Annotated in this window: 26 protein-coding genes and 1 tRNA gene; 15 read left to right on the top strand and 12 right to left on the bottom strand. The window is 61.2% G+C overall.

Annotation, left to right across the window (positions count from 1 at the left end; all coding sequences use genetic code 11):
- The first annotated feature begins 50 nt into the window (after positions 1–50).
- The gene (gene dinB / locus H7A77_RS09585) at positions 51–1,112 is read left to right on the top strand and encodes a DNA polymerase IV (protein WP_042783740.1); all 1,062 of its coding nucleotides are present in this window, start codon (positions 51–53) and stop codon (positions 1,110–1,112) included.
- Between the two features lie 42 nt (positions 1,113–1,154).
- Here the strand turns inward: dinB and pepD are convergent, their stop codons facing one another.
- Positions 1,155–2,615, bottom strand: coding sequence for a beta-Ala-His dipeptidase (gene pepD, locus H7A77_RS09580; RefSeq protein WP_046688291.1), 1,461 nt, complete (start codon positions 2,613–2,615; stop codon positions 1,155–1,157).
- Between the two features lie 339 nt (positions 2,616–2,954).
- Here pepD and gpt point away from each other — a divergent pair, with 339 nt between their 5' ends.
- The 7 genes from gpt (at position 2,955) to H7A77_RS09545 (ending at position 8,425) form a co-directional block, all read left to right on the top strand.
- Positions 2,955–3,413 (top strand): xanthine phosphoribosyltransferase, encoded by a 459-nt coding sequence (gene gpt / locus H7A77_RS09575; protein ID WP_033651025.1) that lies wholly within the window; start codon positions 2,955–2,957, stop codon positions 3,411–3,413.
- 141 nt (positions 3,414–3,554) lie between these two features.
- Positions 3,555–4,802, top strand: a complete 1,248-nt coding sequence (gene frsA, locus H7A77_RS09570; RefSeq protein WP_089191218.1) for an esterase FrsA — start codon at positions 3,555–3,557, stop codon at positions 4,800–4,802.
- A 60-nt stretch (positions 4,803–4,862) separates the two neighbouring features.
- On the top strand, positions 4,863–5,264 hold the full coding sequence (crl, locus tag H7A77_RS09565) for a sigma factor-binding protein Crl (RefSeq protein WP_033641981.1): 402 nt from the start codon (positions 4,863–4,865) through the stop codon (positions 5,262–5,264).
- A gap of 116 nt (positions 5,265–5,380) precedes the next feature.
- Entirely contained in the window at positions 5,381–6,484 is a 1,104-nt protein-coding gene (gene proB, locus H7A77_RS09560; protein ID WP_033651028.1) for a glutamate 5-kinase, read from the top strand.
- Between the two features lie 9 nt (positions 6,485–6,493).
- Complete coding sequence (gene proA / locus H7A77_RS09555) at positions 6,494–7,747, top strand: glutamate-5-semialdehyde dehydrogenase (RefSeq protein ID WP_182074095.1); 1,254 nt, start codon at positions 6,494–6,496, stop codon at positions 7,745–7,747.
- A 190-nt stretch (positions 7,748–7,937) separates the two neighbouring features.
- Positions 7,938–8,013: transfer RNA gene (locus H7A77_RS09550), tRNA-Thr, on the top strand.
- 193 nt (positions 8,014–8,206) lie between these two features.
- Positions 8,207–8,425, top strand: a complete 219-nt coding sequence (locus H7A77_RS09545; protein ID WP_033641985.1) for a TM2 domain-containing protein — start codon at positions 8,207–8,209, stop codon at positions 8,423–8,425.
- A 50-nt stretch (positions 8,426–8,475) separates the two neighbouring features.
- Here the strand turns inward: H7A77_RS09545 and H7A77_RS09540 are convergent, their stop codons facing one another.
- Complete coding sequence (locus H7A77_RS09540) at positions 8,476–9,009, bottom strand: hypothetical protein (protein WP_033651031.1); 534 nt, start codon at positions 9,007–9,009, stop codon at positions 8,476–8,478.
- Between the two features lie 501 nt (positions 9,010–9,510).
- Between H7A77_RS09540 and H7A77_RS09535 the strand changes: the two genes are divergently transcribed.
- Positions 9,511–10,608 carry a hypothetical protein gene (locus H7A77_RS09535; RefSeq protein ID WP_072628324.1) on the top strand — a complete coding sequence of 366 codons (1,098 nt, stop codon included), beginning with the start codon at positions 9,511–9,513 and terminating at the stop codon, positions 10,606–10,608.
- Positions 10,609–10,611: 3 nt separating this feature from the next.
- Here the strand turns inward: H7A77_RS09535 and H7A77_RS09530 are convergent, their stop codons facing one another.
- The 6 genes from H7A77_RS09530 to H7A77_RS09505 form a co-directional block, all read right to left on the bottom strand.
- A complete protein-coding gene (locus H7A77_RS09530) occupies positions 10,612–11,316 on the bottom strand; it encodes a hypothetical protein (RefSeq protein WP_182074094.1) in 705 nt (234 codons plus the stop codon).
- A gap of 16 nt (positions 11,317–11,332) precedes the next feature.
- Positions 11,333–12,508, bottom strand: coding sequence for a hypothetical protein (locus tag H7A77_RS09525; RefSeq protein WP_255443857.1), 1,176 nt, complete (start codon positions 12,506–12,508; stop codon positions 11,333–11,335).
- The gene (locus tag H7A77_RS09520; protein ID WP_182074093.1) at positions 12,505–13,791 is read right to left on the bottom strand and encodes a hypothetical protein; all 1,287 of its coding nucleotides are present in this window, start codon (positions 13,789–13,791) and stop codon (positions 12,505–12,507) included. The genes H7A77_RS09525 and H7A77_RS09520 overlap by 4 nt, the downstream gene beginning before the upstream one ends.
- Positions 13,792–13,844: 53 nt before the next feature.
- Complete coding sequence (gene cybB, locus H7A77_RS09515; protein WP_072628346.1) at positions 13,845–14,369, bottom strand: cytochrome b561; 525 nt, start codon at positions 14,367–14,369, stop codon at positions 13,845–13,847.
- Positions 14,370–14,646: 277 nt separating this feature from the next.
- The gene (locus tag H7A77_RS09510) at positions 14,647–16,248 is read right to left on the bottom strand and encodes an ABC transporter substrate-binding protein (protein WP_033641991.1); all 1,602 of its coding nucleotides are present in this window, start codon (positions 16,246–16,248) and stop codon (positions 14,647–14,649) included.
- 128 nt (positions 16,249–16,376) lie between these two features.
- Positions 16,377–16,757 (bottom strand): helix-turn-helix domain-containing protein, encoded by a 381-nt coding sequence (locus H7A77_RS09505; RefSeq protein WP_072628319.1) that lies wholly within the window; start codon positions 16,755–16,757, stop codon positions 16,377–16,379.
- A gap of 84 nt (positions 16,758–16,841) precedes the next feature.
- On the opposite strand from H7A77_RS09505, the gene H7A77_RS09500 reads away from it, so the two are divergent.
- Positions 16,842–17,609 (top strand): NAD(P)H-dependent oxidoreductase, encoded by a 768-nt coding sequence (locus H7A77_RS09500; protein WP_182074092.1) that lies wholly within the window; start codon positions 16,842–16,844, stop codon positions 17,607–17,609.
- Here the strand turns inward: H7A77_RS09500 and H7A77_RS09495 are convergent.
- The gene (locus H7A77_RS09495; protein ID WP_004940639.1) at positions 17,606–17,854 is read right to left on the bottom strand and encodes a hypothetical protein; all 249 of its coding nucleotides are present in this window, start codon (positions 17,852–17,854) and stop codon (positions 17,606–17,608) included. The two genes, H7A77_RS09500 and H7A77_RS09495, sit on opposite strands and share 4 nt — an antisense overlap.
- Positions 17,855–18,046: 192 nt before the next feature.
- Here H7A77_RS09495 and H7A77_RS09490 point away from each other — a divergent pair, with 192 nt between their 5' ends.
- The 3 genes from H7A77_RS09490 to feaR all read left to right on the top strand — a co-directional run bounded on the left by H7A77_RS09490 (position 18,047) and on the right by feaR (position 20,365).
- Positions 18,047–18,451, top strand: coding sequence for an Exc2 family lipoprotein (locus H7A77_RS09490; protein WP_033651039.1), 405 nt, complete (start codon positions 18,047–18,049; stop codon positions 18,449–18,451).
- Between the two features lie 233 nt (positions 18,452–18,684).
- Positions 18,685–19,326 (top strand): DsbA family protein, encoded by a 642-nt coding sequence (locus H7A77_RS09485; RefSeq protein ID WP_182074091.1) that lies wholly within the window; start codon positions 18,685–18,687, stop codon positions 19,324–19,326.
- Positions 19,327–19,465: 139 nt separating this feature from the next.
- A complete protein-coding gene (gene feaR, locus H7A77_RS09480) occupies positions 19,466–20,365 on the top strand; it encodes a transcriptional regulator FeaR (protein WP_033644202.1) in 900 nt (299 codons plus the stop codon).
- A gap of 33 nt (positions 20,366–20,398) precedes the next feature.
- On the opposite strand, the gene H7A77_RS09475 is transcribed toward feaR, so the two are convergent.
- On the bottom strand, positions 20,399–21,898 hold the full coding sequence (locus H7A77_RS09475; protein ID WP_016928934.1) for an aldehyde dehydrogenase family protein: 1,500 nt from the start codon (positions 21,896–21,898) through the stop codon (positions 20,399–20,401).
- 159 nt (positions 21,899–22,057) lie between these two features.
- Positions 22,058–22,696, bottom strand: a complete 639-nt coding sequence (leuE, locus tag H7A77_RS09470) for a leucine efflux protein LeuE (protein WP_004940625.1) — start codon at positions 22,694–22,696, stop codon at positions 22,058–22,060.
- 237 nt (positions 22,697–22,933) lie between these two features.
- Between leuE and ada the strand changes: the two genes are divergently transcribed.
- Both ada and H7A77_RS09460 read left to right on the top strand, forming a co-directional pair.
- Positions 22,934–23,989: a bifunctional DNA-binding transcriptional regulator/O6-methylguanine-DNA methyltransferase Ada gene (gene ada / locus H7A77_RS09465; RefSeq protein ID WP_042783753.1), complete on the top strand. Its 1,056-nt coding sequence runs from the start codon at positions 22,934–22,936 to the stop codon at positions 23,987–23,989.
- Complete coding sequence (locus tag H7A77_RS09460) at positions 23,986–24,699, top strand: 2OG-Fe(II) oxygenase (RefSeq protein WP_147838745.1); 714 nt, start codon at positions 23,986–23,988, stop codon at positions 24,697–24,699. The genes ada and H7A77_RS09460 overlap by 4 nt, the downstream gene beginning before the upstream one ends.
- Here the strand turns inward: H7A77_RS09460 and tehB are convergent.
- The gene (gene tehB, locus H7A77_RS09455; RefSeq protein ID WP_147838744.1) at positions 24,694–25,557 is read right to left on the bottom strand and encodes an SAM-dependent methyltransferase TehB; all 864 of its coding nucleotides are present in this window, start codon (positions 25,555–25,557) and stop codon (positions 24,694–24,696) included. The two genes, H7A77_RS09460 and tehB, sit on opposite strands and share 6 nt — an antisense overlap.
- Between the last annotated feature and the right edge of the window lie 98 nt (positions 25,558–25,655).

Here is a 25,655-nt window from a genome sequence, read left to right as displayed (position 1 = left end):
GAGCTTTCGGTATCTGACTGTATACTTATACAGTGTTACTGGAGGGTGCGATGCGTAAAATCATTCATGTCGATATGGACTGCTTCTTCGCGGCGGTGGAAATGCGCGACGATCCCAGCCTGCGCGATATTCCGCTGGCGATTGGCGGCAGCGCCGATCGGCGCGGGGTGATCAGCACCGCCAACTACCCGGCGCGGCGCTATGGCGTACACAGCGCCATGTCCACGGCGATGGCGCTCAAGCTGTGCCCGCATCTCACCCTGCTGCCGGGGCGCATGGCAGCCTACAAAGAGGCCTCGCTGCACATCCGCGAAATCTTCGCCCGCTATACCCCGTTGATCGAGCCGCTGTCGCTCGATGAAGCCTATCTCGACGTGACAGACAGCCCGCAATGCAATGGTTCGGCGACGCTGATCGCCCAGGAGATCCGCCAGGCGATCGCCGACGAACTGAACCTCACCGCGTCGGCCGGCGTCGCGCCGATCAAGTTTCTCGCCAAAATCGCCTCTGAGATGAACAAGCCGAACGGGCAATACGTGATCACGCCAGCGCAGGTGCCGGCGTTTTTGCAGCAGCTGCCGCTCAGCAAGATCCCCGGCGTCGGCAAGGTGACTGCCAAGCGGCTGGAAGAGGTGGGGCTTATCACCTGCGCCGACGTGCAGCAATACGATTTGGCGCAGCTGCTCAAGCGCTTCGGCAAGTTTGGCCGGGTGTTGTGGGAGCGGTGTCAGGGCATCGATCGGCGCGAAATCTTAGCGGAGCGGCTGCGCAAATCGGTGGGGGTGGAGCGCACGCTGGCGGAAGACATTCACGACTGGGAAGACTGCGAAACGCTGATTATCGACAAACTCTATCCCGAGCTGGAGATGCGGCTGCGCAAGGTAAAGCCGGATCTGCACATCGCCCGGCAGGGCGTGAAGCTGAAGTTTCAGGATTTTCAGCAAACCACCCAGGAGCACGTCTTCCCGGTGTTGAACCGGCAGGATTTGCTGGAGGTGGCGCGGCAGGCGTGGCGCGAGCGGCGTGAAGGGCGCGGCGTGCGGCTGGTGGGGTTGCATGTGACGCTGCTCGATCCGCAGCTGGAGCGGCAGCTGGCGCTGCCTTGGGAATAAAAAAGCCGGCGAGTCGCCGGCTTTTTGCGTTAAGCGCGCAGATTACGCGCGCTCAGGGATCGCTTTCAGCAGCGAGGTCAGCAGCTTCCAGTACAGACCGACGCTTTCGATATGCACTTGCTCATCCGGCGAGTGCGGGCCGGTGATGGTTGGCCCGATCGATACCATATCCATGTTTGGATACGGCTTTTTGAACAGACCGCATTCCAGACCGGCGTGGATCACCATGATGTTCGGCGTCTTGTTGAACAGCTCCTGATACAGCTCGCGCACCAGGTGCATCACCGGTGAGTCGGCGTCCGGCTGCCAGCCCGGGTAGCCCCCCTTCGGCGCCACGTTGGCGCCGGCCAGTTGGCCCAGCGCGGTCAGCATCTCGACAACGTAATCTTTGCCGCTGTCGATCAGGGAGCGGATCAGGCAGATGATTTCCGCTTCGTTTTCGCTGGTGGTGACTACGCCGACGTTCAGAGAGGTTTCCACCACGCCTTTGACCGCGTCGCTCATGCGGATCACGCCGTTCGGCGTGCCGTTCAGCAGCGCCAGGAAGCGTTGCTGGCTGTCGGCGCTCAGCGCCTGCGAAGCGCTGGTGGTCGGCTCCAGCAGCACGGTGATGTTCTTCTCTTTGGCGGAGAGTTCGTTCTGTAGCACGGCCAGGAACTCTTGGCTCAGCGCTTTCAGCGCGTCGGCTTTTTCTGCCGGCACCGCTACCACCGCGGAGGCTTCACGCGGGATGGCGTTGCGCAGGGTGCCGCCGTTCAGGTCCAGCACGCGCAGGTTCAGCGCCTCCGCATGGGCGAACAGGAAGCGCGCCAGCAGTTTGTTGGCGTTGCCCAGCCCGACGTGGATCTCGGCGCCGGAATGGCCGCCTTTCAGGCCCTTGAGGGTCAGCTTCAGGGTTTGGTAACCGGCCGGCACCGCTTCGCGCTGCAGCGGCAGGGTAGTGATGAAGTCGATACCGCCGGCGCAACCCATGTAGATTTCGCCTTCTTCTTCGGAATCGGTATTGATCAGGATGTCCGCCTGCAGCCAGTTCGGCTGCAGCCCGAAGGCGCCGTCCATCCCCGCTTCTTCGGTCATGGTCAGCAGGACTTCCAGCGGGCCGTGCTCAACGCTGTCGTCGGCCAGCACCGCCAGGGCGGAGGCCATGCCGATGCCGTTGTCGGCGCCCAGCGTGGTGCCGCGCGCTTTCACCCACTCGCCGGCGATATAAGGCTGGATCGGATCCTTGGCGAAGTCGTGCACGGTGTCGTTATTCTTTTGCGGCACCATGTCCAGGTGCGCTTGCAGCGCCACCGGCTTGCGATTTTCCATGCCTTTGGTGGCCGGTTTGCGCAGCAGGATATTGCCGACCTGATCGCGCTCGGCGTGCAGGTTCTTTTCTTTGGCCCAGGTGAGGATGTGCTGCGCCAGCGCTTCTTCATGATAAGAAGGGTGCGGGATAGAACAGATCTTGGCGAAAATATCCCACAGCGGCTGTGGCGAAAGCTGAGACAATTCAGACACTATAAGTCTCCTGTGACGGCAAGCTCCGACAGGACGGGCGTGCCGCGCGGTTAAGGTGAGCGGGTATCTGTGCGTCGTGGCACGATCGTCAGAGAATATCACTTTATTTCCGGCGGTGCGCGCCCCGTATTGTGCGGTTTAAGCGCTTGATCACACGGCTTCGCTGCGGGAACGCTCGTTTTTTCAGCATCAATCACCGAAAAGCCGCCCGGCGGAAATCGCGAGGTTTTCCTCGGTACAGCTGGAATTCAACGCGGCCAGTCTCTATAATCTCGCGCAACCTTTTTTCCCCTGAACTATAAAGTAAGCCGCTTCACCAGCCGGCTGGGACACGATTCTATGAGCGAAAAATACGTTGTTACCTGGGATATGCTGCAAATACACGCACGCAAGCTGGCGCACCGCCTGCTGCCTGCCGACAAATGGACGGGCATCATTGCCGTCAGCCGCGGCGGCCTGGTGCCGGCGGGTCTGCTGGCGCGCGAGCTGGGCATCCGCTATGTGGATACCGTCTGCATTTCCAGCTATGACCATGACAACCAGCGCGAAATGAAAGTGCTCAAGCGCGCCGAAGGCGACGGTGAAGGCTTCATCGTGGTGGACGATCTGGTGGATACCGGCGGCACCGCGAAAGCGATCCGCGACATGTATCCGAAAGCGCATTTCGTCACCATCTTCGCCAAGCCGGCGGGCCGTCCGCTGGTGGACGACTACGAAGTCGACATCCCGCAGGATACCTGGATCGAACAGCCGTGGGACATGGGCGTCAGCTTCGTTCCCCCTATCGGCGGTCGCTAAGTCCAGCCAGTTCCAGCCCAACGCCCGGTTATGCCGGGCGTTTGCGTTATCTTGGTTTATCCCGCCAGAGTTAGGTACACTACCTCCAGTTAAGTAGGCCTTTTGCGGCCTATCGCCAGATTTACGGAGGCTGTTGTTACCATGGCACAGGCCAACCTTTCTGAAATTCTTTTCAAGCCCAAATTCAAACACCCTGAAACCTCGACGCTGGTGCTGCGCGCGCGCAACAAAGTGAGCGCCGCCATGCATTCCGCATTGGAAGGCGACACTACCGGCAGCTGGTATCGCATGCTGAACCCGCTGCTGTGGGCCTGGCGCGGCGTCAGCCCGATCGAAATCCACGAAGTGCTGGCGCGTATCGCCGCCTCGGACGCCGAGCGCAGCAATCCGCAGCGGCTGGATACCGTGGTGGGCTACCGCAATGGCAACTGGATCTACGAGTGGATCCATCAGGGCATGCAGTGGCAGCAGCGGGCGATGGAGCAGCAGGATCCGCTGGTCGGCGGCGAGTACTGGCTGAAGGCCGCGAGCCTGTACAGCATCGCCGGTTACCCGCACCTGAAGGGCGACGAGCTGGCTGAACAGGCGGAGATGCTCGCCAACCGCGCTTACGAAGAGGCGGCGCTGCTGTTGCCGTATCAGCTGAAAGAGCTGGAGTTCCGCATCGAAGGCGGCGGCTGCGTCACCGGTTTCCTGCACATGCCCGAGAAGGGCGAAGCGCCGTTCCCGACGGTGCTGATGTGCGGCAGCCTCGACACGTTGCAGACCGACTACCACCGCCTGTTCCGCGACTACCTGGCGCCGCACGGCATCGCCATGCTGACGCTCGATATGCCGTCGATCGGCTCCTCCTGCAAATGGAAGCTGACGCAGGACTCCAGCTACCTGCACCAGCAGGTGCTGATCCAGTTGGCCTCGGTGCCGTGGGTGGATCATCAGCGGGTGAGCGCCTTCGGCTTCCGTTTCGGCGCCAACGTGGCGGTGCGATTGGCCTACCTGGAGCCGCAGCGGCTGCGCGGCGTGGCCTGCCTGGGGCCGGTGGTGCATCGCCTGCTGTGTGACAGCAGCACCCAGCTGAACGTGCCGGACATGTATATGGACGTGCTGGCCAGCCGCATGGGCATGGCTAACGCCTCGGACAACGTGCTGAAGGTGGAACTGAACAGCTACTCGCTGAAAATGCAGGGGCTGCTGGGGCGCCGCTGCCCGACGCCGATGATCTCCGGCTACTGGGAGCGCGATACGCTCAGCCCGAAAGAGGAGTCGCAGCTGATCGTCACCTCTTCGGTGAGCGGCAAGCTGATCGCCATCCCGCGCACCCCGGTTTACGACAGCTTCCATCGGGCGTTGCTGCAGATGTCCGGTTGGCTGAAGGATAAAATGCGTTAATTAGTTGCTAAATTTTAACAGTTTGTTAAAAAGAGTGGTCTACATTGAGGAGGTTAGAGAATGACGTTACCGAGTGGTCACCCTAAAAGCCGACTAATGAAACGTTTTGCCAGCTTGGGGCCGTACCTGCGTGAAGGGCAATGTGAGAACGACCGGTTTTTCTTTGATTGTTTGGCCGTCTGCGTCAATGTAAAGCCCGCTCCGGAGAAGCGTGAGTTCTGGGGCTGGTGGATGGAGCTGCAGGCGGAAGAGGCGCGCTTCACCTATTCGTACCAATTCGGCCTGTTCGACAAAGAAGGCGACTGGACGGCGCAAAACATTAAGGATGATGAAGTGAGCGCCAAACTGGAAGACACCCTGCGCGACTTCCATCGCCGCCTGGGCGAGCTGCTGGCGACCATGGAACTGGGGCTGGAACCCGCCGACGATTTCAAAGAAAAACTGATCAAACTCTCCGCCTGACCCCGTTTGACCACGTATTGTGCTGATTTCGCGTTGTGCCTGTTGGCATAACGCGTCTCTCCTGTTACAAAGACCTTTGCACTCTTCTTCTCATCATTACACACGGCAGAAATACTATGAACGGCAGCCAGACATTGGTTGTGAAATTGGGCACCAGCGTGTTGACCGGCGGCTCGCTGCGTCTTAACCGCGCCCACATCGTCGAATTGGTGCGCCAGTGCGCGCAGCAACACGCCGCGGGCCACCGCATTGTCATCGTCACCTCCGGCGCCATCGCCGCCGGGCGCGAGCACCTGGGTTATCCCGAGCTGCCCGCCACCATCGCCTCCAAGCAGCTGCTGGCGGCGGTGGGGCAGAGCCGGCTGATCCAGCTGTGGGAACAGCTGTTCTCCATTTACGGCATTCACGTCGGGCAGATGCTGCTGACGCGCGCCGATCTGGAAGACCGCGAGCGCTTCCTCAACGCGCGCGACACCATGACGGCGCTGCTGGACAACCGCATCGTGCCGGTAATCAATGAGAACGACGCCGTCGCCACCGCCGAAATCAAGGTGGGCGACAACGATAACCTGTCGGCGCTGGCGGCCATTCTGGCCGGGGCCGACAAACTGCTGCTGCTGACCGATCAGCAGGGCCTCTACACCGCCGATCCGCGCAACAACCCGCAGGCCGAACTGATCCGTGAAGTGCACGGCATTGACGACGCGCTGCGCGCCATCGCCGGCGACAGCGTCTCCGGTCTGGGCACCGGCGGCATGGGCACCAAGCTGCAGGCGGCCGATGTGGCCTGCCGCGCCGGCATCGACGTGGTGATCGCCGCGGGCAGCAAGCCGGGCGTGGTGGCGGACGTGATTGAAGGCAAACCGGTGGGCACCCGTTTCCACGCGCTGGAAACCCCGCTGGAAAACCGCAAGCGCTGGATCTTCGGCGCGCCGCCGGCCGGTGAGATCACCGTCGACGACGGTGCGGTGGAAGCGATGATGGCGCGCGGCAGCTCGCTGCTGCCGAAAGGCATCCGCGAAGTGAAGGGCGACTTCTCGCGCGGCGAAGTGATCCGCATCCGCAACCAGGCGGGGCGCGATCTGGCGCACGGCGTCAGCCGCTACAACAGCGACGCGATGCGCATGATCGCCGGGCACCACTCGCAGGAAATCAGCGAAATCCTCGGTTATGAATACGGTCCGGTGGCAGTGCACCGCGACGATATGATTGTCAGTTAAGGAGTGAGCATGCTGGAGCAGATGGGGAAGGCCGCCAAGCAGGCCTCCTGGCAGCTGGCGGTGCTGAGCACGGCGAAGAAGAATCAGGTGCTGTCGGTGATGGCCGACAGGTTGGAAGCCAACAGTGAAGCGATCCTGCTGGCGAACGAACAAGACATGGCGCAGGCGCGCGCCACCGGTATGAGCGAAGCGCTGCTCGATCGCCTGTTGCTGACCCCGGCGCGGCTGGCGGCGATCGCCAACGACGTGCGCCAGGTGTGCCGCCTGAACGATCCGGTCGGCCACGTGCTGGACGGCAACCTGCTGGACAGCGGGCTGAAGCTGGAGCGCCGGCGGGTGCCGCTCGGCGTGATCGGCGTGATTTACGAGGCGCGGCCGAACGTCACCATCGACGTCGCCAGCCTGTGCCTGAAGACCGGCAACGCAGTGATCCTGCGCGGCGGTAAAGAGACACACAACACCAACCAGGCGACGGTGAAAGTGATCCAGCAGGCGTTGGAACAGTGTGGCCTGCCGGCGGCGGCGGTGCAGGCGATCGACAGCCCGGATCGCGCGCTGGTGAACGAACTGCTGCGCCTGGATCGCTACGTCGACATGCTGATCCCGCGCGGCGGCGCCGGCCTGCACAAGCTGTGCCGCGAGCAATCGACCATCCCGGTGATCACCGGCGGCATCGGCGTGTGCCACACCTACGTGGATGCCGACGTTGATTTCGACAAGGCGCTGACGGTGATTGAAAACGCCAAGATCCAGCGCCCGAGCGCCTGTAACTCGCTGGAGACGCTGCTGGTGAACCGCAGCATTGCCGGCGAGTTCCTGCCGGCGCTGAGCGCCAAAATGGCGGCGGCGGGCGTGACGCTGCACGCGGCGGAAAACGCGTTGCCGCTGCTGCAGGGCGGCCCGGCGACGGTGGTGCCGGTGAATGCGGAGGATTACGACGACGAATGGCTGTCTCTGGATCTGAACGTGTTGCTGGTGGACGATATCGATCAGGCCATCGACCACATCCGCACCCACGGCACCAACCACTCCGACGCGATCCTCACCCGCTCGCTGAGCAGCGCCGAGCACTTCGTGCGTGCGGTGGACTCCTCGGCGGTGTACGTCAACGCCAGCACCCGCTTCACCGACGGCGGCCAGTTCGGCCTGGGCGCGGAAGTGGCGGTGAGCACCCAGAAACTGCACGCCCGCGGCCCGATGGGCTTGGACGCGCTGACCACCTACAAGTGGATTGGCTACGGCGACGATCTGGTGCGCAGCTAAGGCCGCATTGCGGTCATAAAGAGGTCAGGGCGCACCATGCTGCGCCCTGATTGTTTTTGGAAAAGGGGGACTGCACGACAGTCTGGTTGCTTGCAAAACAACCAAACGCCCCGGCGGCTATTGACTCATTTCGCGCGCAGGTCTACCTTGTTCAACGCACTTCCGGCTTGCCCCGCAGGCCCGGCTCGATGCCGATATAGCTCAGTTGGTAGAGCAGCGCATTCGTAATGCGAAGGTCGTAGGTTCGACTCCTATTATCGGCACCATCCTCTCCATACTCCCTCTGCTTATCCTTTCGCTGGTTAAACAACCGTTTAATTAATCACTGTTATAATTACCCCTGTTGAGCCTTGATGGATGAATGTTTTCCTCCTCAAGCATTGCGATGCGGCGCTCTGTGGAGCGGCATCCGTTTTTATGCATGCCGGTGGTTCGGTGAGAAGTTAGGAGAAGTGAACTATGAGCAGAAAAGACAAGCTCGCGGCGGCCCTGTTGGCCATCTTCCTGGGCGGACTGGGCATTCACAAGTTTTACCTGGGGATGAAGTGGTGGGGGCTGTTCTACCTGCTGTTCTGCTGGACGGGGATCCCATCGATTGTCGGCTTTATCGAAGGCATTATTTATCTGTTCCAATCGGAAGAGAAGTTCAACCAGAAATACAATCCTGGTCTGATTTAAGGCTTTGCTGACGGCGCTTCCTGTTGCGGGAAGCGCCGTTTTTCATTCCGTTACTGTTTCTTCATCATCATCTTGCCGCGCATCTCTTTGCTCATCATTTTATTCGAGCTGGAGATCACGCAGTTATATTGCTTGCCTTGGTTAATGATCATAAAGGTGCTGACCGGATTTTTAAAATCCTTGTCGATGGTGAAATAAATATAGGCCTGCGGCAATGCGGCCGGTTTAAAGGCGCCGAAGGCATACACATCCGCCAGGCCCAGCGCGGAGAGATCGACCGTCAGCTCCATGGGTTTCATGGAATCCGGCGATGGGAACATCGACTTGGCCGACATCATCATGGTGCTGCTGTTGATGGTGTAATCGGTTTTGACCTTCATGCCGATATATTTCGATTCCGGCATGGAAAGTTCTTTTTGGCAGGCGGCGTCGTGCTGCGGCGCCGGGCTGCCGTTTTCCATCACGGCGTGCACGTGTTCCAGCATCACTTCCGCGTTGCCGGTGGTAGGTTGTGCATCGGCCGCGTAAGCCGCGCCGCTGAAGGCGGCTACAGAGGTAAGGATAATGCCCGTAACGATTTTCATTGTCGGTCTCCGGAATGCTAATAATGATATTAATTGCGGTGTGTAGCCTATTGGCCTGATAAAACGCAAAGTTACCCGTTCCGTGGAGATAAAATATCCTCGGAATATTGCTGGAAAAGAGTTTTTCTTCCTCGCGGTAAGCAAGGTTGTGTTAATTTTTTAAGCGCCTTTCTGATTTTTTATTCGGTATTTTTTCCTGCATATAAATAGTATGTCTAAACATAGTCAATGTTTAGAATATGTACAAATTATTGCGATTTTTTCTCTTTACGCTTTCTGTTTTTTTAATCGAGCAATAAATATTTATTGAGATACAGAGAGTTATGTTTTTACGCTGGGACCACTCGGTGAAGCGTTATTTATGTGATCTTCATAGTCACAGAAATAACGCTGAAATTATTACCTTTCTATTTAACGGCTAATTATTCATGGCATAGGCTTCAACCCCACTAACCGCCTGAGCTAGAATCAGGCGGTTTTCTCTTCGAAAAGGATATCGCCATGGCCGCCTGGGCGCTTTTGATCGTCGGTTGGTTATTGATTTGGCAGGATCACCCGGTTTGGGGTGTGCTGTGCATCGCGCTGTTTGCCGTGCTGCAATGGGCGAAGCACGCCGCTAAAAGCGGGCAAGAACCCGAAGAGGCGACAGAGTGGCGCAAGACCGACTGGCGTTCGCAGCCGATTGAGATGGCGCACGCCGGCGACAGCGACCGGCAGATTGGCGGCGTGGGGGAACTGGGCATGGGCGGCCCCAGCTTTTGGACGCTGCTGCTGCGCGACGGGGCGATTGTGCATGGCGCCTGTGCCGCGCCGCAGGACGTGGACGATGGCAAGCTGCGCCTGATACCGACCCGCAGCCGCGAGGGAGAGGAGCTGACGGTATACGAGCCCGCCGCCCGGGCGATGTATGCGCTGCCTGCGTTGACCGATCGCGAGCTGGGAGCCTTGGCCGCCGGTTCCGTTGAGGCGTTGGTGCGGCTGCGGGCGACGTGTCGGCAGGTGGAAGCCACGCCGTTGCACCTTGTGCGCGGTCTGTGGGTGCCGCAGTGGGTAGCGGATCCGGCGGATCGGCTGGAGATCACGTTGCCCAGCGGCCGCGTGCTGGCGGCGCGCTCGATGTTGCCGGCGGATCTGCGCCAGGCGGACGATCCTGCCGCGCTGCTGCACACGCCGCCTTATGAACTGTTGTTGGATAACAGGCCGACCGATCGCTTCGTGCGCGATCTCGAACGCGTGGCGGAATCCCCGTCGGGTGACGGTTTGAGCGTCGGCGGCTGCCAGTTCCGCGGCGAGCATATCGTCGATGGCCTATACCATCTCTACTTCGCCGGCGAGTGGTTCAGCCTGCTCTCTTATGCGCATAAACCGGCGGGCGGGCGCGGTTCGGACACCACCTTTTTCGTCGAGCGGGTCGAGCCGCAAGACGGCGGGGTGTTTGTGATTGAATGGGATGCCTACAGCGTGGGGCCAGGCGGGCGTGAGCCGCGCGTGCCGGCCCCGCCGGTATTGGTTATCGCGGTAAGTTGGCAGGAAACGCCGCTGCAGTTGCCAACGGCCAACAACCGCGTGACCGTGCGTTTGCCCAACGCCACGGCGTAAGGCTTAAGGCAGCACTCTGACTTCGCCGTTGTGCATGGTCAGCACCGCGATCGGGCTGCCGGAGAAGCACTCCCTAAAGATCCAGTCGCTGGGCCGAAACGCCGCCGCAGGCAGCCCGGCCTGCCACTCCTCCCACTGCGGGGTCGGCTTATCCGGCGGTAAAGAGAAAGAGACCAGCCAACCGGCTTCGCAGTGCACCGTTTGGCCGGTTGGACGGGTGAAGGTATGCGCACCTGCCAGCTCCATCACCGGCGGTAAAACCTCGAAGGCGATGATCGGCACGCCGGCCACGCTCTGCGGCTGAGGAAAGCGCACGGCGGTCACACCGTTCATCGTGATGGGGCTGTCTTCGGTGCCGGGCTGGCGCGGCTCCTGCCGGTTTACCCAGCTGCCTTTCGGCAGCGTGATTTCACCGAACGATTTTGCCTCGTCGAGCGTCAGGTAGCTGCGCCGATTCCAGTGTTCTTCCGCCCGCTGGCTCTTGATATCCTGGATGGCGATGCCGATAAGCATCAGTACGCACGCCACCGGATAGACCGCCAGCGCCGAGGCCAGCAGAAAGCCGAGCCAGGAGAGCGGCGGCCGCGGGCGGCCGCAGCGGGCGGCGGCGTAGCGCCAGCCCCACCAGGCGAGCAAGATGCCGGTGGGCAGCAGCGCCAACAACAGCGCCAGCAGGCCGGCGGCGCCGGCGCCATAGCCTAACAGCATGGCAGGTTCCTCATGTTCATGGCGTGGTGGATCGATAGCGAACGAAGTAGGGCAGCGCCGGGGTCTCCCCGTCATCGCCATAGTGGCTTTCCGGTTCGATCACGGTTTGGCGTGCGTCGTCCAACCCTTTGTACACATAGTCCAGCGGCTGCCGGTAGCGCACTTCGGATGAGCGCAGATCGAAAATCAGCGAGAGATGACCGTCGCCGTTATCCGTTTGGGCGACCAGCTTGTCGTTGCCCGCCCACAGCCGATACAGCGACTTGTAACCGGTCTCCAGCATCACTTTCAGCTGCCCGTCGGGTTGATGGCGCAGGATCTGATACAGCCCTCTGTCCAGCGTTTGGGCGATCAGGTAGATGCCGCCGTCCGGAGATTGCGCGCTTTCCTTCACGCGCACCGCCAGCCAATGCTGGCTCGTCACTTCACCGGTTTTGCCGTTAACGACGATGTGCAAAGCGCCGGAACCGGCGACAGGGTTCATCCAGAACAGCACGCGGTCGCCATCGACGGCGGTGAAAGTTTCGGGCATCGCCGCACGTGCGCTGGCGTAAGCGAGCGTTGAGGCATCACTCTCTTCGCGATCCTGTCCCAGCAGTTGCCGTTCTTCCAGCAGCGCCGGCAGATCCAGCGTCTGGTGCCAATGGGCGCCGAAGTCCGGGCTGTAGAAGATGCCCTCGGCGCCGACGAAATATAATCCGTCGCTGGAGCGCAGCGCCGCCAGCTTGCCGCTGACCAGAGTGGGGCGACTGTCGTTGTCAGCCTCTTGCCAGGGCAGCAGTTTACCGACGGAGCCCCGCTGCAAGTCGACCAGCCGCCGTCCTTCGGTGAGAAACAACACACAGCGTTGGCCGCTGCAGACCGCATCGTTCACCGATTCTTGCAGGCGGCCCAACATCCGCAGCCCCCGCGGGCCGGCGAACAGCAGTTGGCTGACATAGTCTCCTGACCAGTTGAAATAGCCGAGTCTGTTGTAGACCTCGACCCTTTTATTGGTCACCAACAACGCGCCGTCACCCGCCTGATAATTCTTGATGAAGTCATAATCGGCCACCGGCGGCAACGCTGCGTCGCCGCTGTTCCATTGCCAAGGCGCATAGCGCTGTTCGGGGCTGAGAAAATAGAAGCCCAGCGCGCTGAAAAGAAACAGCATCAGAATGATCAGGGGCCTTTTATAGAGCGGCAGCATCATGATTTCAGCTCCGTCACCTGAGCCTGCTGATACCGCCTGTGGCGCAGGTTTTTCAGATATCGATAAACCTGAAAAGCGCGGCGTTGGCCGGGGAGGAAGCGGCGGCAGCCCTGTCCGAACGCTTCAATCATCAATGCCAGCCCGCTGACCGACATCAGCAACAAGAACAGCAGCGGCGGCAGTTCACTGCCGATCTGTGCCAGGGCCCAGTGGTCCCAATAAAAGCCCTGTTGCTCGAGGTTGTCCCACAGAAACATGCCGAGCATGAAAGCGATCATGATCGCGCCACACGAGAAGATCACACGTGCGGACAGCGTGAGATCCGCTTCACTGCAGTAGCCGCTGCCGGCGACCAGGTAGGCCTGACGATCGCGGTGATTGATGATCCCTTGCACCAGACGCAGGGCCGGCAAGGCGTCATCCTGGCGGTACAAAATCTGCAGCGGGTCGCCCTGGGCGATAAAGAGCGGGTGCCGGCGGCGAAAAACGGGATGCAGCTTGGTGCTCCAGACGTTGACCGAACGAACGGCCAGCGCATAGTGCTCCCCCTGCAGTTGCAGCGCGTAGGTATCCACGGAATAAGTGCGTTGCCGATACTCTGTCTGGTAAAGCTCATAGTGCAGGGCGTTGACCGTCTCGATGCCGGAGGCCTCGATGCCGTCCGGAAGGGGAAGTGCGGTCTGCAGCGGTGCGGTCGTCGGCACGGCGTCTTTGCGGACGGCCCGGTATCTGATGCCGGGGATTTTCAGGCTGAGCGAATCGGGGGGCGTGACGTCTTGCCCCAGCAGCACGCGATCCAGTGCCCTGAGCAGACGCCTGCGGCCGCGATGCCCGATCAGCAAGAGCTCTGAACCGACGAACAGCACCATGCCGATGCCGATGAGGCCAGCGATGATGGCGATAAAGAACAGGACAATGGTCAGCCAGGAATCTTCCTGGTCCATGATGAAAAAGGCGGCCGGGAAGCCACCGGCCAGCGCCGCGCCCAGCACCAGCAGGGCGAAATATTTCAGCTTGTATTTAAGCGTTCTGTCGGGTTCCAGCCGGCCTTTCGTGCCGTGCAGCAGCCAGTGCAGCCAGTAGCTGCCGTCACGCAGGCGGTGAGCGCCAATCTTCACCCGATCGCCGGCGGCGAGCGTGGCCAGCAGATTTTCGCTGTCGCTGAAGTCATCACGGTAAAAAAAGAACGTCTGGCCGGAGGCGATGATCCTCACCAGGTTGTCGGGCGCCGTCTGCTGGCAGGCGCATTGTTCGACGGTCACATTAAAAAATTGGGTTTGCATGTCATTCCCTGTCGGCGGGCGTGGCCCGAAAATTCATCCCTGGCGCCGGGTAATCAGCGCTTTTTCAGCAACGGCAGCATGCGCACCAGCGCATTGTCCTTGACGATGTAGTGATGGAACAGCGCGGCGGCGGCATGCAGGCCGATCAGCCAGTAGCCGAATAAGGCCAGCGTTTTATGCCAGCCGATAATCATCCGCGCCTGCGGCCGATCGGCCACGTCGGTGAACGGCATCGACAGGCCGAACAGATACCACTCCTTGCCGCCCAGATAGCGCGAATACACCCCCAGCACTGGCAGCGTCAGCAGCAGCAGATAAATCAGGGTATGCGTCAGGTGCGCCATGCCGGTTTGCCACTTCGGCGGTTTGGGCACGATGGCGGGCGAGGCGTGGCGCCGACGCAGGAGCAGGCGGGCCAGCATCAGCACAAACACCGTCACGCCGCTGCTGAAGTGGGTGACAACCAGCGCGTACCACGGTGCGCTGCCCGGTTCGGCAAAGCCCCGCAGCTCGATGGTGACGCAGGTGATGACCAGCAGGATCGCCACCAGCCAGTGCAGGCGAATTTGCCACGGCATATAGGTGTTCTGCACCGGGTTACCTTTTGATGTTAAAGGGTCTGTGCGCCGATGGTAACGAAATGTTACATCGGAGGAAAGCGCGTGCGCGCAATTTAGGCAAAACGCCAGGCTCAACTCATTTATTAAGCGATTGGTTTAGTGGGTTATGCGCCTGACGGCAGGGGAGGCCGTGAGCGTCGTAAGGTATGAAGTTAACAGGCGGTAGATTCCGAGGCTGGCAGCTTATTAAGTGATGAAGCGGGTTGCGCCGCAGCCCTCGCTGCGGCGCCTGGGATCAGTTCAATTTGGCCTTGGCGAAATCGCTGCCGTTCACGTCCACCACGTAGCCGCTCAGGTTGCTGCGGGTGGCGTAGAACACTTTGCCGGTGGCCAGCGGTAGCCACGGCGCCTGTTTGGCGAAGATCACCTGCGCCTGTTGGTACAGCTTGGCGCGCGCCTGCGGCTGGTTCTCCTGGATCGCCTGCTGGATCAGCCGGTCGTAATCCTTATCGCACCAGCGCGCCACGTTGGCGCCGCTCTGCACCCCGGCGCAGCCGAGCAGGGTGGCGAAGTTGTCCGGATCGCCGTTGTCCGATACCCAGCCGTACAGCGCGCTCTGCTGCTCGCCTTTGCGCAGCCCGGCCAGATACTGGCCCCACTCCCAGGTGACGATCTTGGCCTTCACGCCCACCTTCGCCCAGTCGCTCTGGATCATCTCGGCGATGCGCTTCGAGTTCGGGTTGTAAGGGCGCTGTACCGGCATCGACCAGATGTCGGTTTCAAAGCCCTGCTCCAGCCCGGCCTGCTTCAGCAGCTCGCGCGCCTTCTGCGGATCGTAGGCGTATTCCGGCAGTTTGTCGTTGTAGCCCAGCATGCCCGGCGGCAGCAGCGAATTGGCCGGTGTGCCGCTGTCTTTGAACACCGCGGCGACGATCGCTTTCTTGTCTACCGCGTAGCTCAGCGCCTGACGCACCAGCAGGTTGTCGAACGGTTTTTTCTGGGTGTTGAACGCCAGATAGCCGACGTTCAGCCCGGTAATGTCGTGCAACTGCAGGTTGCCGTCGGCCTTGATGGCGGCGAACTGTTCCGGCAGCGGCGCGGGGATGATCTGGCATTCGTTGGTTTTCAGCTTGGCCAGCCGGGTCTGCGGATCCGGCGTGATGGAGAAGATGAGGTGCTTGCTGGCCACTTCGCCCTGCCAGTAGTGCGGGTTGGCGATGTAGCGGATCAGCGAATCCTGCTTGTACTGCTGCAGCGCAAACGGCCCGGTGCCGATCGGCCAGTTGTCGACGTATTCCGGCGTGCCCTTTTTCAGCATCGCGTCGGCGTACTCGGCGGACAGGATCGAGGCGAAATCCATCGCCCAGTCGGCGACGAACGCGGCGTTGGGCTGGCTCAGCGTGAAGCGCACGTGGTGTTCGTCCACCGCTTCCACCTTGGTGATCAGCTTATCCAGACCCATGTCGGTGAAGTATTCATAGTTGCCGCCGGAGACCTTGTGATACGGGTTGGCGGGATCCTTCTGCCGCATCACGGTGAACACCACGTCTTCGGCGTTAAAGTCGCGCGTTGGGGTGAAGTATTTGTTGCTGTTGAATTTCACGCCCTGGCGCAGGGTAAAGGTGTAGGTCTTGCCGTCCGGGCTGACGCTCCACTCGGTGGCCAGCGACGGGGCGGGCGTTTTATCGCTTTCGCGCAGCGTCACCAAGCGGTTGTACAGCACCTGCGAGGTGGCGATAAAGGTTGGCCCGGAGCTGGAGAGCTGCGGGTTGAACGATTCCGGCGAGGCAACGGTGCAGTACACCAGCGCATCGGAAGCGGCCAGCGCGCCGCCCGCCGACAGCAGGCCGCAGCCGGCCAGCACCAGCGCGGCGATTGGGTGTTTTAAAAACGTCAAGGCAAGATCCTCAGGTGGAGTGGGCCGTTACCGGCGAATTGAATTAACTATAGATAACGGATGGCGAGACCGGGAACAAGCGTCTCACCTGCGCATTCTGTGCGCCGCGCGTTGCTTGCCAAACCGCTTTACTGGGTCTCGCGCTTGCGCTCGGCATCATAGCGCTCGCGGGCGGCGTCCAGCTCGGGGAAATGGTATTCCGCCCACTTATCCAGCGCCGTCAGCGTCTCGACCAGCGAGCAGGCGACGGCGCTGAGCCGGTATTCCACATGCGCCTGATTCTTTTCACTTAAATCCAGCCGTTCGAGCAGCCCGTTGCGTTCCAGCTGGCGCAGCGTTTGCGTCAGCACCTTCTGCGAAATGCCGTCGATGCGGCGCAGCAGTTCGCCGTTGCGCATTGGCCGCTGCGCCAGCGCAGGCAGGATCAACATCACCCACTTGCCGGAAATCAGCGCCAGCGCATCGCGCGCGGAGCACTTGCTCGAATAGACGTCGCCGGGATAAGCCATTGGGGGTTACCTTCAGGTGCGTAATTGCCAAGGGTGCGATAAAGCCACAGCATAGCAGCACCACCTTACAACGGGAGAAACAGGATGAACGTGCTGATTGTGCTGGCTCACCCCGAGCCGCATTCCTTCAATGCCCATTTGGCCGAACAGGCGCGGCAGGCCTGCCTGGCGCAGGGGCATCAGGTGAAAACGGTCGATTTGTATCAGGAGGGATTTGATCCGCGCGAGAGCGCCGGCCATTACCCCAGCAGAAAGCAGGCGGACAGATTTGATGCGATGCAGGAGCAGCGCCATCACTGGACGACTCAGGCGCTGCCGGCGGAGATCCGGCGGCATATCGAGCTGCTGCACTGGGCGGATACGCTGGTGTTGCAGTTTCCTTTCTGGTGGTTCGGCGCGCCGGCCATCATCAAAGGCTGGATGGATCGGGTGTTCGTTTACGGCGGGATCTACGACAGCCGCCACCGCCATGAGAACGGCCTAATGCGCGGCAAACGGGCGCTGCTGACCGTCACCGCCGGCGCTTCCGCACAGGCCTGCGCGCCGAACGGGCGTGACGGCGATATGCGGCTGATGCTGTGGCCCATCATGCATGCGTTGCACTATATTGGCTTTAGCGTGCTGGAGCCGTTCCTGGTCTATGGCGTGCGCGGCGGGTTGGCGGGCGAGGCTCTGCAGGCGCAAAATGCCGCGTTGGCGAAGGTGACGCAGGCGTACCGGGACGGTTTGAACGCGTTTTCCGCCTGGCCGGTGGTGCCGTTCAACCGCAATGAAGATTTTGACGCCGATCTGGCGCTGAAGCCCGGCGCGCCGGTGTACAGCCCGTTCGTGCGGCACTGCGATCCGGCTTAGAACCCGGCCTTCAGCAGTTCCTCGCGCAAATCGTCGATAATCGCCGGTTCGATGTCGGGGAACTGCTGCTGAATATCGGCGATGGCTTCGGCCACGCTCGGGCCGGCGAAGGTGCCGGAGAAGGGCAGCAGCGGCAGGTTGGCGTCGCTGTCCGGCAGTTCGCCGCGGATGGTGCCGGTGATCATGCCCGCTTTTTTTTCCGCCGTGAGGTCGTACTCTCCCACGCTTTTGTCGATCGGTTTCATTGGCCGCCTCGCTGTCGGTGAGTGTTTATCCTGTCTGTTAAAGCATAGTGTTTCAGGCAATGAATACCAATCAATGTATATAATATTAATATAAAACAAGGTGATGCGCGTTTTGTCGTTTGACGTTCGCCGGGGGCCGGCGCTATGCTCTAGGCGCTAAAGGAACCTTCCTCACTGACAGGGACAGACGACATGAAAAGACTGAAAAGCGCGGCGCTGTTGTTGCCGCTGTTGGCGCTCAGCGCCTGCACCCATCACCTCAGCAGCGCCGAGCTGCATGCCAAGCACTACATTTATCAAACCCGCGACGATTTCGATCCGCAATTCCGCACCGATGTGAACGGCAGTATTAAGAACGCCGTGCCGATGTTCGAACAGTTCTACCAGCTGGGGAAAAAGGATCGCGCGGCAGGCGTGGCGCGCAGCGAGGCGCAGAAAAAGGCTGACTATCTGGCCAGCCCGGAATTCCAGCAGAACATGGAACACAAAACCATTTTCATCAACCGCACTTACAGCGGCTCCGACAACCCTAAACGCCGCCAGGTGTTCTCGCAGGAAGCGGTGGGCGCGTACTGGGACGGTTACGAAGGGCGCTGAACATAATCCCTCACAAATATACCCGTCATACTTGAAGCTGCATCTGTGTTGACTGCGAGCGCTCACCCCAGTCACTTACTTGAGTAAGTGACTGGGGATTCCCGCTCTTGCCGCCGTGATGCAACTCCAATTATTTAGGGTATAGAAGGTAATAAAAACTGGTCTTCTGGCGGTTATTTGATTATAAAAACCGCCGCTAAGGACGATGTTCATAGATGAAACCAGGAGTGTTTATGTTGGCAAAAGTTAAGCGTTCGTTCGCCGTCGCCGTCGTATTGATGTTGGCGCTGCCCGCGGTTCAGGCCGCGGATTACCGCGCGGGCGAGCAATACACCCGGCTGGATAAGCCGGTGGCCGCCGCGCCGGCGGTGGTGGAGTTCTTCTCCTTCTACTGCGGCCCTTGTTATCAGTTCGCCGAAACTTACCGTGTGGGCAGCACCGTGGCGCAGGCGCTGCCCGCGGGCGAGAAGGTCACCAAATATCACGTCAGCCTGATGGGAAAACTGGGCAATGCGCTGACCGAAGCCTGGGCGGTGGCGACGGTGCTGGGCGTGGAAGACAAGATTGAAGGGGCGATGTTCGACGCGGTGCAGAAACAGCGCGCCGTCAACAGCGCCGACGATATACAGCGGGTGTTCACGGCGGCCGGCATCGATGCCGCCACCTATGAAAACGCGCGCCACAGCCTGCTGGTCAAAGGGTTGATCGCCAAGCAGAATGAAGCGGTGAAAGCGTTTGACGTGCGCGGCACCCCGTCGTTCTACGTGGCCGGCCAATACAAGATAGACAATGCCGGCATGGCTGCCACCAGTGTTGAAGGTTACGCCAAAGAGTACGCGGCGGTGGTGCGTTACCTGTTGGACAAACAGCCTTAAGGTGGTTCTCCCTTCGGCACCCGATGATCTGTGATCGCGGCGCCAAATCCCCCGCTCGCCATTGATTGTGTGTTAACGGATTGTTATGGTGATTTTCTGTTCAACGGCGCAGCGCCGCCGGTGTTTGAAGGGAGAGATCATGACGGCATTGGCAACGCTCCGCGACGCCGGCTTCGAAGAGTGGCTGGGCAAAATCAACACCGCCTGCGGCAGGTTCTGCGCGAAAACGCTGGGGCCGGGTTTCAGCGGGGCGATGCAGGAGTTCCGCGCCCATGCGCTGCGTCTGAGCGTGGTCGACGTGGCCCAGGCCCGGCTGTATCGCACGCCGCGTGAAATCGCCCGCAGCGACGGCGCGCACTTTTTTACCGTCTTCCAGCTGCGCGGCAGCGCGTTGATGGAGCAGGGCGATCGCCAAACGATGCTCTCTCCCGGCGACATGACGCTGATCGATGCCTCACAGCCCAGCAGCTTCACCTTCCAGCGCGATTCGCGCCAAATCTCTTTGCTACTGCCGCGCGGCTGCCTGCCGCTGCCGCCGCCTTGCGCGCAGCGTCTGGGGGCGGAGCTGAGCGCGGTGCGCCTCAGCCGCCAGCTGGTGCTGAGCAGCATGCAGGATCCTCAGCTCGCCGCGGCGGAAAGCGAGGCGGTGCTGAATGCGCTGGCGGCGCTGCTGCGCCCGGCTCTGGCGCTCGAACAGGCGCGGCCGGAGGGGCAACACCCGGTCTTTGACAAGGCGCTGGCGCTGATCGACAGGCATATTCAGTCGGCGCAGCTGCGTCCTGAGTGGGTAGCGGCCGAGCTGGGGGTATCGTTACGCAGCCTGTATCGGCTGTTCGCCCGTCAGGGGCTGGTGGTGGCGCAGTACATCAGGAACCGCAGGCTGGATCTGTGCGCGCAGGCGCTGCGCAGCGCCGCCGGGCAGGAAAAGCTGGCCGGCATTGGCCTTGACTGGGGCTTCGCCGATCACAGCCATTTCTCGACCGCTTTCAAGCAGCGTTTCGGCATGTCGCCGAGCGAGTACCGTCGACAGTATCAATAAGTCAGGGCGCGGGCTAGGCCCGCGCCGCTGCACTCAATAGCGGATGCAGACCGATTTCGACTCGGTGTAGGCATCCAGCCAATCCGGGCCGAAATCACGGCCGCTGCCCGACTGTTTGAACCCGCCGAACGGCATGTTCGGGTCGATCAGCGTATGGGTGTTGACCCACACGGTGCCGGCCTGAATGCGCGGCGTCAGCGCCATCGCCTGCTGCAGGCTGGTGGTCCACAGGCTGGCGGTCAGCCCGAAGTCGGTGTCATTGGCCTTGCTCAGCGCCTCTTCGGCGCTCGCCACCCGGATCAGGTTGACCACCGGGCCGAACACTTCCTCGCGCGTCAGGTTCAGCCGATCGTCCGGGTTGATCACCAGCGTCGGCGGAATGTAGAAGCCGTTGGCGTCCGGCCCGGCCGCGCCGCCGATAAGCTCGGCGTTTTTCGCCCGGGCGTCGTCCAGGTAGGCCGCCACCTTGTTGCGGTGCGCGAGCGACACCAGCGGGTTGATTTGCGCGCCGGTATCCATCCCCGGCCCGACCGACAGCGATTTCACCGCCTGTTCGAATCCGGCCACCAGCCGATCATAAATCGGTGCTTCAATATAAATTCGCGAGCTGGCGGCGCACACCTGCCCTTGGTTGAGGAAACTGCCGAGCATCAGGCCTTCGATCACCTGCTGCGGATCGGCATCTTTCAGCACGATGGCCGGGTTTTTGCCGCCCAGCTCCAGCGTCACGCGGGTCAGGCGATCCGCCGCCGCGCGCGCGATGCTTTTGCCCACCGGCGTGGAGCCGGTAAAGCTGACTTTGGCGATCAGCGGATGTTCGGTCAGCGCCTTGCCGCACACGGTGCCGCGGCCGGTGACCACGTTGAACACGCCCGGCGGCACGCCGGCTTCGCTCGCCAGTTCGGCGATGCGCAGCAGGGTGAGCGGGGTGGTTTCCGACGGCTTGATGACGATGGAGCAGCCCGCCGCCAGCGCCGGCATCACTTTCCACATGCCGATCATCAGCGGGAAGTTCCAGGGCACGATGCCGGCGACCACGCCGATCGGCTCTTTGCGGGTATAAACCTGATATTTGGCGCCCGGCGGCATCGGAATGGAGACGTCCAGCGTCTGGCCGGTGATTTTGGTCGCCAGCCCGGCGGTGTAACGCATCCAGTTCAGGGTGCTGCCGACTTCGAAAGCGCGGGCGATGTTGATGGATTTGCCCTGCTCCAGGGTTTCGAGCTGCGCCAGCTCTTCGGCGTGCTGTTCCACCAGATCGGCGAAGCGCAGCAGGATGCGTTCGCGCTCTACCGGCAGACGCTGCGCCCAGACGCCTTCGCTGAAGGCTTTGTGGGCGGACTGCACCGCCAGCGCGACATCGTGTTCATTGGCGTCGGCGGTGGTGGCGATCTGCTGCCCATTGGCGGGATTATACACCGCCAGGCGGCCTTCCGCGGCGGACGCGCGCCACTGGCCGTCGATATACAGCCCATGCTGACGATCGAGAAAACGCGATACGCTATCCAGCACGGCTACGGTATTGTCAGACATACATCCTCCGATCAGGCTCATCAGGTTATCGTTAACCCTGAGAGTCTAGATCAGCGGTAAAGCGGCGGCTTTGCTCTGCCTGACATTCGATTTGTCCTGCGTGTCATTTTGCCGTGACGGAACAGTAAACTGCGGCCGGCGGGCGCCGGCCGGGAAGGATTACGAACTCAGGGTCGCCAGACGGGTGGCGAAACCGAGGAACAGCAGGCCGATCAGGCCGTTGCCGAGCTTCGCCAGGCCTTTCTTGTGGTTGAAGAAATGCGCCAGCATCGCGCCGGAGAAGATCAGCGTGCTCATGTAGATAAAGCTGACGGCTTCGAGGATCAGCGCCAGAATGGTGAACGACAGCCCGGTGTGCGCGTAGTTGAAATCGATGAACTGCACGAAGAACGACACATAAAACAGAATAGCTTTCGGGTTGGTCAGGCTCAGCGTCAGCGATTTGCGCAGAATGCTGTGGCCGCCTTCAATCTGTTGCTGTTGCGCCTGCGCCTTCTGCACGAAGGTGGCGTAGAGGATTTTTGCGCCAAGGAACAGCAGGTAAATCGCGCCGAGAAAACGCACCAGGGTAAACAGGAACGGCGTGGTGCGGATCAGCGAAGCCACGCCGATATAGGCGCAAAAGATCAGGATCGCATCGCCGATAAACACGCCCAGCGCCGCGGTATAGCCGGCGCGCACGCCGCGCGATATGCCGGTTTTCAGCACGTACAGCGTATTCGGCCCCGGCAGAATGATGATGAAGACCACCCCGGCCAAATAGGTCCATAAATTCAGGACGCCAAAACTCTCTAACACAATAACCTCTCCATGCGCGCAACTAACAGGCAGAAACACTGGCCACGCCCGTGGCCGGCCGCGATCCTAACGCCGTGCAACCGGGTTGGCAACGTAATAAACTTCATGTTGTTGGTTAAAAATTGTCGAAAGATTGTTGAAAACGTCGGCGCCGAATTAAAAAGCAAGAGTCGGCGTGTTTCGCCAACGGCCCGTCACTATGCTGGTTAACATCGAAACCGCAGTGAGGAACGGATGATGAAAAACGTAATCGACAGCGCCGATCCGCGCTGGCTGGCGATTGTCAGCCGCGACAAGCACGCCGACGGCCGCTTTATCTACGCGGTGAAAACCACCGGCGTGTATTGCTCGCCTTCCTGCCCGTCACGCCAACCGAATCGGCAAAACGTGGAGCTGTTTGACGACGCGGAGCAGGCGGAGGCGGCCGGCTATCGGCCCTGTAAACGCTGCCGGCAGGGGCTGACGCCGCTGACGGAACAGCATGCGCGGCAGATAGCTGAGGCCTGCCGCTATATCGAGCAGGCGGAAAAAGCGCCGTCGCTGCAGACGCTGGCGCGCCACGTCGGGTTGAGCCAATACCATTTCCACCGGCTGTTCAAAGCGATCACCGGCCTGACGCCGAAAGGCTACGCCGACGCGCAGCGCAGCCAACGCTTACGCGCCGGTCTTACGCAGCGGGAAACGGTGACCGACGCGATCTTCGACGCCGGTTATGGCGCCAACGGCCGCTTCTACCAGCAGGCCAACGCCGCGTTGGGCATGACGCCGAAGGCCTATCGGGCGGGCGGCAAAGGCATGCGCATCCATTTCGCCGTCGGGCGCTGTTCGCTGGGCGAGATCCTGGCGGCCCAGAGCGAGGTGGGCATCTGCGCCATTCTGCTGGGGGACGATGCGCAGCAGCTGGTGCAGGATCTGCAGGACAAATTCCCCAACGCCGAGCTGATCGGCGGCGACGCGCAGTATGAAGCGCTGATGGCGCAGGTGGTGGGCCTGATTGAAGCGCCGGAGAACGGGTTGGCGCTGCCGCTGGATATTCGCGGCACCGCGTTTCAACAGCGGGTTTGGCGGGCGCTGCAGGCGATACCGGTCGGCGAAACCGTCAGCTATGCCGATATCGCTCGGCGCATTGGGGCGCCCAAAGCGGTGCGCGCGGTAGCCGGCGCCTGCGCCGCCAACATGCTGGCGGTGGCGATCCCCTGCCACCGGGTGGTGCGCAACGACGGCACGTTGTCCGGCTACCGCTGGGGCGTCGATCGCAAGAAAGCGTTGCTGGAAAAAGAGGCGCAGCGATGAGCGGCGCGCTGGCGACCCGGCTGGCCGAATTGGACTGGGCGGCAATTGAACGTGAACTCGATGCGCAGGGCTGCGCGCGTCTGCCGGGCGTGCTCAGCCAAGAGCTGTGCCGCGAGCTTTCGGCGCTTTATCCGCAGGATGCGCATTTTCGCAGCCGCATCGTGATGGCGAAGCACGGTTTTGGCCGCGGCGAGTACCGCTATTTCGCCTATCCGCTGCCGCCGCCGGTGGCCGAAGCGCGCAGCCTGATGTATGCGCGGCTGGCGCCGGTGGCCAACCGTTGGAACGCCTTGTTGGGGCTGGAGAGGCGTTATCCCGTCGCACATGAAACCTACCTGGCGGAATGCCACCGGGCCGGCCAGCGGCGGCCGACGCCGCTGCTGTTGCGTTACGAAACGGGGGATTACAACTGTCTGCATCAGGACCTGTACGGCGAGCGAGTGTTTCCGCTGCAGGTGGCGTTTCTGCTCTCCGCCCCCGAGCAGGACTTCACCGGCGGCGAGTTCGTGCTGACCGAACAGCGGCCGCGGATGCAGAGCCGGGCGGAGGTGGTGCCGCTGCAACAGGGCGACGCGGTGGTGTTCGCCGTGCATCACCGGCCGGTGGCGGGGGCGAAAGGCTGTTATCGGGTCAATCTGCGCCACGGCGTCAGCCGAATACGCGCCGGCCAACGCCACTCGCTGGGGATTATCTTTCACGACGCGCTATAGCTTGCGCGCCAGCAGGGTGGCGAAGCGCAGCGAGATGCGGTTGCCGGCGGCGTCGGTCTTGTGCAGTTGCCCGACGTCTTCGTTGTATTTGAGGATCTCCCAGTCGCGATAATAATGCTTCAGCTCACCCGGCCGGAAGGTAAACGGGAACGGCAGCGGGCAGGGATAATCCTCGGTATCCATCGCCGCCACGATCAGGTTATGGCCGCCGCGCACGGTGCTGTCCTGCATGTCTTGCACGATATGCGGGATCTGTTGCCGCTCGAGGAACATCAAGACCACGGTGGACAGGATAAAGTCGTATTCGCCGCTGAAGCGGTGGGTGTTGAGATCCTGCACCCTGGCGCTCAGGCGGGTTAATTGCTCGGCGTCGACGATCTGATTGAGGCGGGCTATCGACGGCGCATGCTTGTCCCAGGCGGTGACATCGAAACCTTTCAGATTGAGATAGAGCGAATTGCGCCCGCCGCCGCAGCCCAGATCCAGCGCTTTGCCCGGCGCGATGCGCGCCGCCGCCTCGATCACTTCCGAGTGAGTGCGCGTCAGGTCGTATTTCTTGTGGTAGTAATCTTCCGGCGTGCAGTAAAACGCCAGCCGGCAGGTCATGTCGTCCGAAAAGGAAACGATGCGATGCCACTGTTGGGGGGCGATAAACGGCGGCTGGCTTTCAGGGCTGAACTGCCAGGTCTCGGTGGTGGCGCCGTCTTCGGTCATCATGGCGAACGTCAGGCTGCCGCTCAGCACGGTGAGCTTCGCCCAGGTGCCGCTCTGGGTGTTGTGGCGCTGACGAAAGGCTTCCGGCAGCGTGTCGCTGTTCCATTCCGGCAGGGTTTTATAGCAAAGCAACTGCTGCTCCATAGGGGGCTCCTCTGGCTGGGCAAGCAAAGTGATTTATATGATGCATATAAAATACATCTTTATAGTTCGTTTGAACATAGCAGCCTGAAGGAAAGGCG

It is taken from the genome of Serratia sp. ME47, from assembly GCF_903970925.1.
GTDB lineage: Bacteria > Pseudomonadota > Gammaproteobacteria > Enterobacterales > Enterobacteriaceae > Serratia > Serratia ureilytica.
The sequence above is the reverse complement of the archived record's forward strand: the minus strand, read 5'-3'. Positions and strand labels throughout refer to the sequence as shown.

What these genes read in the sequence shown, in the direction of transcription:
- dinB (WP_042783740.1), top strand. Translation starts at nt 51, where the DNA reads ATGCGTAAAATCATTCATGTCGATATGGACTGCTTCTTCGCGGCGGTG.
- gpt (WP_033651025.1), top strand. Translation starts at nt 2,955, where the DNA reads ATGAGCGAAAAATACGTTGTTACCTGGGATATGCTGCAAATACACGCA.
- frsA (WP_089191218.1), top strand. Translation starts at nt 3,555, where the DNA reads ATGGCACAGGCCAACCTTTCTGAAATTCTTTTCAAGCCCAAATTCAAA.
- crl (WP_033641981.1), top strand. Translation starts at nt 4,863, where the DNA reads ATGACGTTACCGAGTGGTCACCCTAAAAGCCGACTAATGAAACGTTTT.
- proB (WP_033651028.1), top strand. Translation starts at nt 5,381, where the DNA reads ATGAACGGCAGCCAGACATTGGTTGTGAAATTGGGCACCAGCGTGTTG.
- proA (WP_182074095.1), top strand. Translation starts at nt 6,494, where the DNA reads ATGCTGGAGCAGATGGGGAAGGCCGCCAAGCAGGCCTCCTGGCAGCTG.
- H7A77_RS09545 (WP_033641985.1), top strand. Translation starts at nt 8,207, where the DNA reads ATGAGCAGAAAAGACAAGCTCGCGGCGGCCCTGTTGGCCATCTTCCTG.
- H7A77_RS09540 (WP_033651031.1), bottom strand. Translation starts at nt 9,009, where the DNA reads ATGAAAATCGTTACGGGCATTATCCTTACCTCTGTAGCCGCCTTCAGC.
- H7A77_RS09535 (WP_072628324.1), top strand. Translation starts at nt 9,511, where the DNA reads ATGGCCGCCTGGGCGCTTTTGATCGTCGGTTGGTTATTGATTTGGCAG.
- H7A77_RS09530 (WP_182074094.1), bottom strand. Translation starts at nt 11,316, where the DNA reads ATGCTGTTAGGCTATGGCGCCGGCGCCGCCGGCCTGCTGGCGCTGTTG.
- H7A77_RS09525 (WP_255443857.1), bottom strand. Translation starts at nt 12,508, where the DNA reads ATGATGCTGCCGCTCTATAAAAGGCCCCTGATCATTCTGATGCTGTTT.
- H7A77_RS09520 (WP_182074093.1), bottom strand. Translation starts at nt 13,791, where the DNA reads ATGCAAACCCAATTTTTTAATGTGACCGTCGAACAATGCGCCTGCCAG.
- cybB (WP_072628346.1), bottom strand. Translation starts at nt 14,369, where the DNA reads ATGCCGTGGCAAATTCGCCTGCACTGGCTGGTGGCGATCCTGCTGGTC.
- H7A77_RS09505 (WP_072628319.1), bottom strand. Translation starts at nt 16,757, where the DNA reads ATGGCTTATCCCGGCGACGTCTATTCGAGCAAGTGCTCCGCGCGCGAT.
- H7A77_RS09500 (WP_182074092.1), top strand. Translation starts at nt 16,842, where the DNA reads ATGAACGTGCTGATTGTGCTGGCTCACCCCGAGCCGCATTCCTTCAAT.
- H7A77_RS09495 (WP_004940639.1), bottom strand. Translation starts at nt 17,854, where the DNA reads ATGAAACCGATCGACAAAAGCGTGGGAGAGTACGACCTCACGGCGGAA.
- H7A77_RS09490 (WP_033651039.1), top strand. Translation starts at nt 18,047, where the DNA reads ATGAAAAGACTGAAAAGCGCGGCGCTGTTGTTGCCGCTGTTGGCGCTC.
- H7A77_RS09485 (WP_182074091.1), top strand. Translation starts at nt 18,685, where the DNA reads ATGTTGGCAAAAGTTAAGCGTTCGTTCGCCGTCGCCGTCGTATTGATG.
- feaR (WP_033644202.1), top strand. Translation starts at nt 19,466, where the DNA reads ATGACGGCATTGGCAACGCTCCGCGACGCCGGCTTCGAAGAGTGGCTG.
- H7A77_RS09475 (WP_016928934.1), bottom strand. Translation starts at nt 21,898, where the DNA reads ATGTCTGACAATACCGTAGCCGTGCTGGATAGCGTATCGCGTTTTCTC.
- ada (WP_042783753.1), top strand. Translation starts at nt 22,934, where the DNA reads ATGAAAAACGTAATCGACAGCGCCGATCCGCGCTGGCTGGCGATTGTC.
- H7A77_RS09460 (WP_147838745.1), top strand. Translation starts at nt 23,986, where the DNA reads ATGAGCGGCGCGCTGGCGACCCGGCTGGCCGAATTGGACTGGGCGGCA.
- tehB (WP_147838744.1), bottom strand. Translation starts at nt 25,557, where the DNA reads ATGGAGCAGCAGTTGCTTTGCTATAAAACCCTGCCGGAATGGAACAGC.